Consider the following 12,487-nt stretch of genomic DNA (forward strand, 5'->3'; position numbering starts at 1 on the left):
CTTTTTTTGTGTTTCAAGAGGGGGGGAACCCTTGAAAAGATTTAAGGAGGATTGCCAAAGAGCACGACATTCATTTAGAAAGGTTGCTTTTGCTCTTGTATCTCTTTATTCGTTTTTCAAAGTGGAAATTGATCTAAATAATCCTGTATGGTTTTTAGAAAACCATACAGGATTATTTGTGTTTAAAATACTTTTGTTTTAAGTTCTTTTAATATATATGATGTAGTTTAAAAGCTTATTTATATAAGTTGTAAGGCATTTTATATCTTCTAGAGTATTATTTACCTTATGACTATTAAAAGCGCACATAGGGCTTTTATAGAAAGAGTTAGAAATAACATGAAAATATCGGATAATAAAAATTTTCATATTATATCTGAAATAAAAATGAAAATCAAATGTTTTTAAATTAGCTTTCTTCAAAAGTTTGTGAAAAATAAAAATAAGTAATAATACCTAATTTATTTATATGTGAAAATAATCACAAAAGTATGTTAAAAAATTCACAAATATAATAAAAAAGCGTATAAAACGCTTGCTCACTTAATCACAAAAGTAAAAAGCAAATGAAAAGTATTTGTGAAAATGTGAGCAAATGTGAAATATTACAAAATAGTGAACGAAATATCCTTTTTCTTGAAAGCTTGAAATATATCGCATATGATATGGAACTATGAAACGGAAATAATGAACATTCGAGAAGATACGGTTTTTTTCGAGCGAAGGAGGAAATTGAGATGAGTAATGCAAAGTTGAGCAGAGAGTCTTTAGAACTACATGAGAATTTAAGAGGTAAAATGAAGCTACAACCCAAAATTGAGGTGAAGTCTTCGAAAGAATTAAGTTTGGTGTATTCACCGGGAGTAGCAGAACCATGTTTAGCCATTCAACAAAATCCTAAAAAAGTATATGACTATACGATGAAAGGGAATTTAGTTGGTGTTGTATCAGATGGTACAGCAGTACTTGGTTTGGGAGATATCGGTCCAAAAGCGGCAATGCCTGTAATGGAGGGGAAAGCTTTATTACTTCAGCAATTAGCTGGCGTAGATGCGATGCCAATTTGTTTAGACACAAAAGATGTTGATGAGATTGTGATGATTGTTAAAAATATCGCCCCGACATTTGGTGCGATTAATTTAGAAGATATTTCAGCACCACGCTGTTTTGAAATTGAAGATCGTTTAAGAAAAGAATGTGATATTCCTGTATTCCATGATGATCAACATGGTACAGCTATCGTTGTATCAGCAGGTTTACGTAATGCGTTAAAAGTTGTTGGCAAACAAAAAGAAAATGTAAAAGTTGTTATTAATGGTGCAGGTGCTGCTGGGGTGGCAGTGATGAAGCTGTTACTTACAATGGGGTATCAGCATGTAACGGCATGTGACTCAAAAGGAATCATTTATAAAGGTCGCCCGTATGGTATGAATACCGAAAAAGAATATATGGCAAATCTAAGTAGTGCAGAAAATCAAGAGGGTACATTAGCAGATGCTTTAGTTGGTGCAGATATCTTCATCGGTGTATCGGTTGCAAATGTTTTAACAGAGTCAATGATTCAGTCGATGAATCAAGATCCGATTGTTTTTGCATTAGCGAACCCAAATCCTGAAATCACTTATGAACACGCGATGGAGTGGGGCGTACGTGTGATTGCGACAGGGCGCTCAGACTATCCAAACCAAGTGAATAATATGCTAGCTTTCCCAGGTATCTTCAAAGGTGCTCTAGCAGTACAAGCGACAGATATTAATGATGAGATGAAGATGGCCGCTGTAAAAGCCATTTCAGAATTAGTGACAGCTGAACAAATTGAGCGTGGTATTGTTATTCCAAATGTTTTTGAAACAGATGTTACAGATGATGTCGCACAAGCAGTGATGCAAGCAGCAATCGATAGTAAGGTTGCACAAAAGATTCCAAGTCTTATATAATGGAGAAACTTAAACATTATATAAGGAAGTGTCACTTTGGGAAAGAAAACAGTTTGGTATGAAGTTCAGGAAACAGAAACAATTGAAGCATGCTTAGAGCGTATGCGACAAGAAGGCTATATGCCGGTAGGACGTAGAGAAGAACCATTATTTGAGATGCAAAATGGTGAACCTGTACCTGTTCGACAGCTCATTCAGTTTAAAGGTTTAAAAATAGAAGAATAAAAACACGAACGATAAAATAATTTATTTCATAAATAGTTCGCATCTTTGTTGACTTGTTTGCTTTGCATTGTTACAATGTACATGAAAACAACAAATCCCACATATATGCTAGAGGATAGGCTCTAGCGTCTCTACCCGGCACCGTAATGTCGGACTATGCGGGAAGCAACAAGACTTTAGGATATTACAAATATTGCTTAAATGTTTTGTAAATACGAACATTTGTATATTTGAACCCCTTAAGTAGCTGCTTTTCGCACGTAGTCATATGACTATGGTGGAGAGCGCGTTACTTTAGGGGTTTTTTATTTGTTCAAAGGGGCGTATAAAAAATGAATCCGAAAATTGGCGTTATTATGGGCAGTTCAAGCGATTGGGAAACAATGAAACATGCCTGCGATATTTTAGAAGAATTAGAGTTAGATTACGAGAAAAAAGTTGTTTCTGCACATAGAACACCAGATTTAATGTTTGAATATGCAGAAGAAGCAAGAGCAAGAGGAATTCAAGTAATTATTGCAGGTGCTGGTGGTGCCGCACATCTACCAGGAATGGTTGCAGCAAAAACGACGTTACCAGTTATTGGTGTACCTGTGCAGTCACGTGCGTTAAATGGTCTTGATTCATTATTATCAATTGTACAAATGCCAGGTGGCGTACCTGTAGCAACTGTAGCAATTGGTAAAGCAGGTGCGACGAACGCAGGATTACTCGCCGCGCAGATTCTATCAATTACTGATGTAGAAATCGCAGAAAAATTAGAAACCAGAAGACAAGCAATGAAAATGAAAGCAATAGAAAGCACAGGTGACCTAAGTGAGTAAAATCATATTTCCAGGACAAACAATCGGCATCATTGGCGGTGGACAATTGGGAAGAATGATGGCCATTGCTGCAAAAGAAGCAGGATTTAAAATTGCGGTATTAGAACCCGCAATGGACTCACCTTGTGGTCAAATTGCTGATATTCGCATCGTAGCACCATATGATGATGAAGCTGCTTTAGAAGAGTTAGCTGAAGTCAGTGATGTGATTACATATGAATTTGAGAATATTGATTATGCAGGATTAAAAAGATTAACAGAGATTGCGTACGTACCACAGGGGGCAGAACTTGTACAAACGACGCAAGATCGTATTTTAGAAAAAGCTGCCTTAACGAATGCAGAAACACCAGTAGCACCTTATATTACAGCTCGCAATTTTCAAGAGTTAGAGCAGAAAATTGAGCAAGTTGGTTATCCTTGTGTTGTGAAAACAGCACGCGGAGGTTATGACGGTAAGGGCCAGCAAATTGTAAAGACAGCTGAAGATTTATCGCTAGCAAAAGACTTATTCACACATTCGGCTTGTGTGGCAGAAGCATTTATTCCATTTGAAATGGAGATTTCAGTTATCGTACAACGTAATGTACATGGTGAAACATATTGCTTACCAGTTGGTGAAAATATTCATGTGAATCATATTCTGCATGAAACAATCGTGCCAGCACGTATTATACAAAGTACCGAAAAATTAGCCATAGAGGCTGCTGAGAAAATTGCAGATGAATTGAATTTAGTAGGAACACTTGCTGTTGAAATGTTTGTATTAGCGTCAGGAGAAATTTTGATTAATGAATTAGCACCGCGACCTCATAACTCAGGTCATTATTCAATTGAAGCATGTAATATTTCGCAGTTCCATCAACATATTCGTGCCATTTGCGGCTGGCCATTACGTAAACCAAAATTATGGAGTCCATCGATTATGGTGAATATCTTAGGGCAACATGTCGTACCTGTAACGAATTCAATCTCAAAATACCCTGATTGGTCCATTCATCTTTACGGAAAACAAGAAGCAAAGAACAATCGAAAGATGGGTCATGTTACAATAATGACGGATGATGTAAATCATACCCTAGACGAAATCAAGAACTCTGGTATATGGGCAGAGTAGAAGGAGACTTTATTTATGATCGCACGTTATACACGACCTGAAATGGGAGCTATCTGGACAGAGGAAAATCGCTATCAAGCATGGTTAGAAGTAGAAATTCTAGCATGTGAAGCTTGGGCAGAGTTAGGGATTATTCCAAAAGAAGATGTTCAAAAATTACGCGAAAATGCATCGTTTGAAATCGATCGTATTTTAGAAATCGAAAAAGAAACACGTCATGATGTTGTTGCATTTACACGTGCAGTATCAGAAACATTAGGTGAGGAACGTAAATGGGTACATTACGGTTTAACTTCAACAGATGTCGTTGATACAGCTCTTTCTTACCAAATTAAACAAGCTAACGATATTATCCGTAAAGATATTCAAAATTTTATTGATATTATCACTGAAAAAGCAAAAGAACATAAAATGACGGTTTGCATGGGACGTACACATGGTGTGCATGCAGAGCCAACAACTTTCGGTTTAAAACTAGCACTTTGGTTAGAAGAAATGCGTCGTAACCAAGTTCGTTTTGAAGCAGCTGCTAAAACGATTGAAGCAGGTAAAATTTCAGGCGCAGTTGGAACGTATGCAAATATCGATCCATTCGTAGAAGCATATGTATGTGAAAAATTAGGTTTAACACCTGCACCGATTTCAACACAAACATTACAACGTGATCGTCATGCAGAATATTTCTCAGTGCTTGCACTAATCGCAACATCAATCGAGAAGTTTGCAACAGAAATTCGCGGCTTACAAAAATCTGAAACACGTGAAGTGGAAGAAGGGTTTGCAAAAGGACAAAAAGGTTCTTCAGCAATGCCACATAAACGTAATCCAATCGGTTCAGAAAATATGGTTGGTATGGCACGTTTAGTACGTGGTCATATGGTAACTGCATTTGAAAATGTTCCTTTATGGCATGAACGCGATATTTCACACTCATCAGCAGAACGTGTCATTATTCCAGATACAACGATTGCACTGAACTATATGCTAAATCGTTTTGGTAACATCGTGAAAAACTTAACAGTATTCCCAGAAAACATGAAGCGTAACATGACACGTACATTTGGTTTAATTTACTCACAACGTGTGTTACTTGCGTTAATTGAAAAAGGTCTGTCTCGTGAAGAAGCATATGATACAGTTCAACCATTAACAGCTCGTTCTTGGGATGAACAAATTCAATTCCGTCCGTTAGTAGAAGAGAATGAAAAAATTTCTTCATTACTATCACCTGCTGAAATTGAAGACTGCTTCGATTATAACTATCATTTGAAAAATGTAGACATGATTTTTGAAAGATTAGGCTTAAACTAAACAACCTATTTCATTCCATCTCATCAACGGTTCAATTCGTTGATGGGAAAGGAATGGATGAACTTTTAAAAGTTTTAATATTTCAAAAAAACGCAATACTTAAAATTATTTACCGGGGGAATGAACGTGGAAAAAGGTCAACTATTGTATGAAGGTAAAGCGAAAAGATTATATGCGACAAATGAGGAAAATGTATTGTTTGTAGCTTATAAAGACAGCGCAACAGCTTTCAACGGAGAAAAGAAAGAAGAAATTGCTGGTAAAGGTGTTTTAAATAATAAGATTACATCACTTATTTTTGAAAAACTTCATGCAGCAGGTATTCCATCACACTTTATCCGTCAAATTTCCGATACAGAACAATTGGTGAAAAAAGTTGAGATTATTCCAATTGAATTAGTTGTACGCAATATTGCAGCAGGTAGTTTAGCAACGCGATTAGGAATTGAAGAAGGTACAAAACTAAAACGTCCAATCGTTGAGTATTACTACAAAGATGATGCATTAGGAGACCCGTTCATTACAACAGAACATATTGATATTTTAGAAATTGCAACACCAGAAGAAGTGGAAACACTTTATCAAAAAGGCTTAGAAGTAAACGCTGTGTTACAACCATTTTTCCATGAAATCGGTGTAACGCTCGTTGACTTTAAATTAGAATTTGGTCGCGATGAACAAGGCACTGTACTATTAGCAGATGAAATTTCACCAGATACATGTCGTCTATGGGATGAAGAAACAAAGCAACACTTAGATAAAGACGTGTTTCGCCGTAATTTAGGAAGTTTAACAGAAGTATACGAAATCATATTATCTCGTCTAGGAGGATTTACAAAATGAAAAAAGTAAAAGTTTATGTAACACTTCGTGAAAGCATTCTTGATCCACAAGGCTCGGCAGTACAAGGTTCCCTACATAACATGGGGTACGAGGAAGTAGCAGATGTACGAATCGGTAAATACTTAGAGCTACAAGTCGAACCAAAAGAGCGCGACATGGATACGTTAATTAAAGAAATGTGTGAAAAACTACTAACAAATACAGTGATTGAAGACTATCGTTATGAAGTCGAGGAGGCCAACTAACATGAAATTCGCAGTACTTGTATTCCCAGGTTCAAACTGTGACTTAGATATGTATCATACGATTAAAGACGTATTAGGCGAAGAAGTGGAATACGTATGGCATGATGCAACAGATTTAAGTGCATATGACGGTATTTTAGTACCTGGTGGATTCTCCTACGGTGATTACTTACGTTGTGGCGCAATGGCGAACCAATCGAATGTAATGGAAGAAGTAAAGAAAGCAGCAGAAGCTGGAAAGCCAGTATTAGGCGTATGTAATGGATTCCAAATTCTAACGGAAGCAGGATTACTACCTGGTGCGTTATTACGTAATAAGAATTTAAAATTCATTTGTAAGGACGTAAATTTACGCGTTGTAAATAATGATACGTTATTTACAAATCAGTACGACAAAGATGAAATTATCACAATTCCAATTGCACATGGTGAAGGAAACTATTACTGTGACGCAGAAACATTGGAACAACTACAACAAAACAATCAAATCGTGTTCACATATGAATCAGAAAATCCAAACGGTAGTTTAGCGGATATCGCAGGTATTGTGAACGAACGTGGGAATGTTTTAGGTATGATGCCACACCCAGAGCGTGCAGCAGATGAGGTACTTGGGAATGCGCAAGGTCTTGCTTTATTCAAATCAATTGTAAAACAGTGGAGGGAATCAAATGTCAACCAAGCTTGAGCCAACAGCACAACAAATTAAGGAGCAAAAATTATATGCTTCTATGGGGTTAACAGATGAAGAATTTGCGTTAGTGGAATCGATTTTAGGACGCACACCGAATTGGACAGAGACAGGTTTATTCTCTGTTATGTGGTCAGAACACTGCTCATATAAAAACTCAAAACCAGTTTTACGTAAATTCCCAACAGAAGGAAAACACGTACTACAAGGTCCTGGTGAAGGTGCAGGGATCGTTGATATTGGTGACGAGCAAGCGGTTGTATTTAAAATGGAATCACATAACCACCCTTCAGCAATTGAACCATACCAAGGTGCAGCAACAGGTGTTGGTGGAATTATTCGTGACGTATTCTCAATGGGTGCACGTCCAGTAGCAATGTTAAACTCACTTCGTTTTGGTGAATTAGATGCTTCAAAACGTGTGAAATTCTTATTTGAAGAAGTTGTTGCAGGAATCGCTGGTTACGGTAACTGTATCGGTATTCCAACAGTAGGTGGCGAAATTCAGTTCGACCCTTGCTACGAAGGAAATCCTCTTGTGAATGCGATGTGTGTTGGTTTAATCGACCATAAAGACATTCAAAAAGGTATTGCTTCTGGTGTTGGGAACACAGTGATGTATGTAGGTGCAAAAACAGGTCGTGACGGTATTCATGGTGCAACATTCGCTTCAGAAGAATTAGACGAGAATGCAGAAGAAAAGCGCCCAGCAGTTCAAGTAGGTGATCCATTCATGGAGAAACTATTATTAGAAGCTTGTTTAGAACTTGTGAAGTTCGAATCATTAGTTGGTATTCAAGATATGGGTGCAGCAGGCTTAACTTCTTCAGCAGCAGAAATGGCTTCTAAAGCAGGCATGGGTATTGAGATGAATCTTGATGCTGTTCCACAACGTGAAACAGGTATGACAGCTTATGAAATGATGTTATCTGAATCTCAAGAGCGTATGTTAGTCGTTGTGAAAAAAGGTGAAGAACAACCAATCGTTGATCTATTTGCAAAATACGGATTAGATGCCGTATCAGTAGGTGTTGTAACAGACGATAAAATGTTCCGCTTAAAACATAAAGGTGAGATTGTTGCAGAAGTGCCAGCAGATGCATTAGCAGAAGATGCACCTGTTTACCATAAACCTTCAGCAGTTCCAGCTTATTATACAGAGTTCCAACAAATCGAAAATGTAGAACCAGAAGTAACAGATTATAAAGAAACATTAAGTGCATTATTACAACAAGCGACAATTGCTTCAAAAGAATGGGTTTATGAACAATATGACCATCAAGTAAGAACAAATACGGTTGTAAAACCAGGTTCAGATGCAGCGATTATTCGCGTACGTGGTACGAATAAAGGTTTAGCAATGACAACTGACTGTAACTCACGTTATATCTACTTAGACCCTGAAACAGGCGGTAAAATTGCAGTTGCAGAAGCAGCACGTAATATCGTATGTTCAGGCGGTCGTCCATTAGCAATTACAGACTGTTTAAACTTCGGTAACCCAGAAAAGCCTGAAATCTTCTGGCAAATCGAAAAATCAGCAGACGGTATTGCAGCAGCATGTCTAGCATTAGAATCTCCTGTAATCGGCGGTAACGTATCACTTTATAACGAACGTAGTAATGAAGCTATCTACCCAACACCGACAATCGGTATGGTTGGTTTAGTAGAGGATTTACAACACGCAACAACACAAGAAGTAAAGCATGCAGGTGACTTCGTTTATGTAATTGGTGACACGAAAACAGAATTCGGTGGTTCAGAATTACAAAAATTAATGAACGGTCGTATTTTCGGACAAGCACCATCAATTGATTTAGAAGTAGAAGCAGCACGCCAAAAAGCATTACTACAAGCAATTCAAGCAGGACTTATTGCATCAGCGCATGATGTAGCAGAAGGTGGTTTAGCTGTGGCAATCGCAGAAACAACATTCGGTACAAACTTAGGTGTGAATGTAACGTTAGAAGGATCAGCAACAACTGCTCTATTCAGTGAATCACAATCACGCTTTGTTGTAACTGTAAAACCAGAATTTGCAGCACGTTTTGAAGAAGTGGTAGCAGATGCAAAACAAATCGGTGTCGTAACAGAAGAAGCCAACATTGTCATCAATTCATCCGAACAACAACCGTTAATTGAAGGCACTGTAGCAGAATTCCAAGATGCTTGGAAAGGGGCAATACCATGCTTGCTGAAATCAGAGGCTTAAATGAAGAATGTGGTGTTTTTGGGATTTGGGGTAATCAAAGTCCAGCACACCTAAGCTACTATGGTTTACATGCTTTACAACACCGAGGTCAAGAAGGCGCTGGGATTGTTGTATCAGATGGTCATCATCTAAAAGCAGTTAAAGGCGAAGGACTTGTAAATGATGTATTCAACGAAGAAAAGTTAAAGTCTGTAGACGGTAAAGCAGCGATTGCACATGTTCGCTATACAACAGCAGGAGGGGCGGGGATTGAAAATGTTCAACCCCTTCTTTTCCACTCATCTACAGGTAGTTTATCGATTGCGCATAATGGTAACTTAGTAAATGCGAATCGCTTGAAAAAATATTTAGAGCGACAAGGTAGTATTTTTCATTCAAGTTCAGATACGGAAGTATTAGCGCATTTAATTAAAAAGAGTACACATGCAACATTCAGCGAAAAAGTTAAAAATGCATTGACGTTATTAGAAGGCGCGTATTCATTCTTAGTGATGACGAAAGACGAGATGATTGTAGCGCGTGACCGTAATGGTTTACGCCCACTTTCATTAGGTAAGCTAGGCGAGGCTTATGTCGTAGCATCAGAAACATGTGCATTCGATTTAATTGGTGCTGAAACAGTTCGTTCAGTGGAACCAGGTGAGATGCTGATCATCAATGATGAAGGTGTTCAATCAGTTCGCTTTGCAGAAATTCAAAATCGTGCGATGTGTGCGATGGAATATGTCTACTTAGCACGACCAGATTCTAATATTGATGGCATTAATGTGCATATGGCACGTAAACGTATGGGTAAACAATTAGCAAAAGAATGCGCTCATATCGAAGCGGATGTAGTAACAGGCGTTCCTGATTCAAGTATTTCTGCTGCGATTGGTTTTGCAGAAGAAAGTGGTATTCCTTATGAATTAGGTTTAATTAAAAACCGTTATGTTGGTCGTACATTCATTCAACCAACACAAGAATTACGTGAACGTGGTGTGAAGATGAAATTATCACCAGTTGTTCAAGTCGTAAAAGGCAAACGTGTCATCATGGTAGACGATTCGATTGTACGTGGTACAACATCACGTCGTATTGTCAAAATGTTAAAAGAAGCTGGCGCAGCAGAGGTACATGTTGTCATCAGCTCACCACCAATGACAGATCCATGTTATTACGGTATTGATACATCAACACATGAAGAATTGATTGCTTCAAGTCATTCAGTGGATGAGATGTGTGAAGCGATTGGTGCAGATTCCTTAACATTTTTATCAGTGGAGGGCATGGTTGAATCGATTGACCGTCCATATGAAGGGGAGAATAAAGGACTTTGCTTAGCTTGTTTCACAAGTAAGTATCCAACAGAAATTTTCCCAGATACGATTTTACCGCACGAAAAAGAATTATTAGTCTAGGAGGCCAAGATCTTGTCAAAAGCATATGAACAAGCAGGCGTAAATATTGAAGCAGGTTATGAAGCTGTACAACGTATGAAATCACATGTAGAACGCACAGCAAGAAAAGGCATCATGGGTACATTCGGTGGTTTTGGTGGTATGTTCGATTTATCTGAACTGAATTTAAAAGAACCTGTATTAATTTCAGGTACAGATGGTGTAGGAACAAAATTAAAATTAGCATTTATGGTGGATAAGCACGACACAATCGGAATTGACTGTGTTGCGATGTGTGTAAATGATATTGTCGCACAAGGCGCAGAACCACTTTATTTCTTAGATTATGTAGCAGTAGGTAAAGCAGTACCAGAAAAAATCGAGCAAATCGTTAAAGGTGTAGCAGATGGTTGTGTACAATCAGGGGCTGCATTAATCGGGGGCGAAACAGCAGAGATGCCTGGCCTATATGAAGAAGATGAATATGATTTAGCTGGATTTGCAGTAGGTGCAGCTGAAAAAGCAAATATTGTAACAGGTGAAAAAATCCAAGAAGGTGACGTACTTGTAGGGATTGCTTCAAGTGGTGTTCACTCAAACGGTTATTCACTTGTTCGTAAAATTATGTTTGCAGATGCAGGCTTCACACCAGATACAGTTGTAGCAGGTTACGAGCAACTTGGTCCAATTGGTGAGGCATTATTAACGCCGACAAAATTATATGCAAAACCGGTACTAGATGTATTAAAAGAAGTGGATGTACATGGTATGGCACATATTACAGGCGGTGGTTTCTATGAGAACTTACCACGTATGATGCCAGCAGGTTTAGCAACGGAAGTTGATTTAGGCACTTGGCCAGTTCTACCAATCTTTGATTTACTAGCAGAACAAGGAAAGTTACAACAAAAAGATTTATATAATGTGTTCAACATGGGAATCGGTTTTGTCTTAGCTGTTCCAGCAGCACAAGCTGAAAAAGTCATTGAGTTAGTCGAAAAACATGGCGAAAAAGCTTACACAATTGGTCGTGTGGTTGCTGGTGAAGGTGTGCGATTCAACGGTGAGCATGATGGGAGTTTAGTGTAATGACTAAAAAGTCCATTGCAGTATTTGCTTCAGGTAGTGGTTCGAATTTTCAAGCCATTGCTGAAGCAATTGAACAAGGGGAACTGCAAGCAACGATTCGTTTAGTTGTAACAGATAAACCAGATGCGTACGTGATCGAACGTGCAAAAACAAAGGGGATTTCAGTACTAGCCATTCGTCCAAAAGATTTTTCTTCTAAACAAGCTTATGAAGCAGCGATTTTAGAAGTATTAGAAGAAAAAGAAGTGGAGTGGCTTGTACTAGCGGGATATATGCGTTTAATTGGTGAAACATTATTAGACGCATACCGTTCACGAATCGTGAATATTCATCCTTCATTATTGCCTTCTTTCCCAGGGAAAGATGCAATTGGACAAGCACTCGATCACGGTGTGAAAGTGACAGGTGTAACGGTTCATTATGTAGATGAAGGAATGGATACAGGCACGATTATTATGCAAAAGGCTGTTGATGTGATTGATGGAGATAGAGAGCGAACAGAAGCGGCAATTCATGCAGTTGAGCATGATGTGTATAAAGCAGCTTTACAAAAATTGTGGCATTAAATCTTTACATATAGGGAATTTCCCGCTTAAATCTGAGGAGGAAAAATT

13 protein-coding genes and 1 riboswitch are annotated in these 12,487 nt (G+C 38.1%); all 13 genes read left to right on the top strand.

Features of this window, described 5'->3' with window-relative positions; translation table 11 throughout:
- The coding region (locus ACKVQX_RS13100) for a hypothetical protein (protein ID WP_409136397.1) at positions 1-202 on the top strand (202 nt) is incomplete at its 5' end.
- 535 nt (positions 203-737) lie between these two features.
- Positions 738-1,937 carry a malic enzyme-like NAD(P)-binding protein gene (locus tag ACKVQX_RS13105; RefSeq protein WP_325943782.1) on the top strand — a complete coding sequence of 400 codons (1,200 nt, stop codon included), beginning with the start codon at positions 738-740 and terminating at the stop codon, positions 1,935-1,937.
- Between the two features lie 36 nt (positions 1,938-1,973).
- Positions 1,974-2,162 (top strand): NETI motif-containing protein, encoded by a 189-nt coding sequence (locus ACKVQX_RS13110; RefSeq protein WP_087682262.1) that lies wholly within the window; start codon positions 1,974-1,976, stop codon positions 2,160-2,162.
- Between the two features lie 79 nt (positions 2,163-2,241).
- A riboswitch (purine riboswitch) is annotated at positions 2,242-2,339 on the top strand.
- A gap of 155 nt (positions 2,340-2,494) precedes the next feature.
- Positions 2,495-2,986, top strand: coding sequence for a 5-(carboxyamino)imidazole ribonucleotide mutase (gene purE / locus ACKVQX_RS13115; protein WP_068450736.1), 492 nt, complete (start codon positions 2,495-2,497; stop codon positions 2,984-2,986).
- Positions 2,979-4,103 carry a 5-(carboxyamino)imidazole ribonucleotide synthase gene (gene purK / locus ACKVQX_RS13120; protein ID WP_409136398.1) on the top strand — a complete coding sequence of 375 codons (1,125 nt, stop codon included), beginning with the start codon at positions 2,979-2,981 and terminating at the stop codon, positions 4,101-4,103. Before purE ends, purK begins: the two co-directional genes overlap by 8 nt.
- Before the next feature lie 15 nt (positions 4,104-4,118).
- The gene (gene purB / locus ACKVQX_RS13125; RefSeq protein ID WP_087682261.1) at positions 4,119-5,414 is read left to right on the top strand and encodes an adenylosuccinate lyase; all 1,296 of its coding nucleotides are present in this window, start codon (positions 4,119-4,121) and stop codon (positions 5,412-5,414) included.
- 126 nt (positions 5,415-5,540) lie between these two features.
- On the top strand, positions 5,541-6,257 hold the full coding sequence (gene purC, locus ACKVQX_RS13130) for a phosphoribosylaminoimidazolesuccinocarboxamide synthase (protein ID WP_068450742.1): 717 nt from the start codon (positions 5,541-5,543) through the stop codon (positions 6,255-6,257).
- Positions 6,254-6,502, top strand: coding sequence for a phosphoribosylformylglycinamidine synthase subunit PurS (purS, locus tag ACKVQX_RS13135; RefSeq protein ID WP_409136399.1), 249 nt, complete (start codon positions 6,254-6,256; stop codon positions 6,500-6,502). Before purC ends, purS begins: the two co-directional genes overlap by 4 nt.
- A 1-nt stretch (position 6,503) precedes the next feature.
- Entirely contained in the window at positions 6,504-7,190 is a 687-nt protein-coding gene (gene purQ / locus ACKVQX_RS13140) for a phosphoribosylformylglycinamidine synthase subunit PurQ (protein WP_068450747.1), read from the top strand.
- Positions 7,174-9,405, top strand: a complete 2,232-nt coding sequence (gene purL / locus ACKVQX_RS13145; RefSeq protein ID WP_409136400.1) for a phosphoribosylformylglycinamidine synthase subunit PurL — start codon at positions 7,174-7,176, stop codon at positions 9,403-9,405. The genes purQ and purL overlap by 17 nt, the downstream gene beginning before the upstream one ends.
- Positions 9,381-10,805 (top strand): amidophosphoribosyltransferase, encoded by a 1,425-nt coding sequence (gene purF, locus ACKVQX_RS13150; protein ID WP_068450751.1) that lies wholly within the window; start codon positions 9,381-9,383, stop codon positions 10,803-10,805. Before purL ends, purF begins: the two co-directional genes overlap by 25 nt.
- A 12-nt stretch (positions 10,806-10,817) precedes the next feature.
- A complete protein-coding gene (gene purM / locus ACKVQX_RS13155) occupies positions 10,818-11,873 on the top strand; it encodes a phosphoribosylformylglycinamidine cyclo-ligase (RefSeq protein WP_068450754.1) in 1,056 nt (351 codons plus the stop codon).
- Complete coding sequence (gene purN, locus ACKVQX_RS13160; RefSeq protein ID WP_068450756.1) at positions 11,873-12,439, top strand: phosphoribosylglycinamide formyltransferase; 567 nt, start codon at positions 11,873-11,875, stop codon at positions 12,437-12,439. The genes purM and purN overlap by 1 nt, the downstream gene beginning before the upstream one ends.
- The last annotated feature ends 48 nt before the right edge of the window (positions 12,440-12,487 follow it).

Origin of the sequence: Kurthia sp. ISK08 (genome assembly GCF_046159805.1) — a bacterium.
GTDB lineage: Bacteria > Bacillota > Bacilli > Bacillales_A > Planococcaceae > Kurthia > Kurthia gibsonii.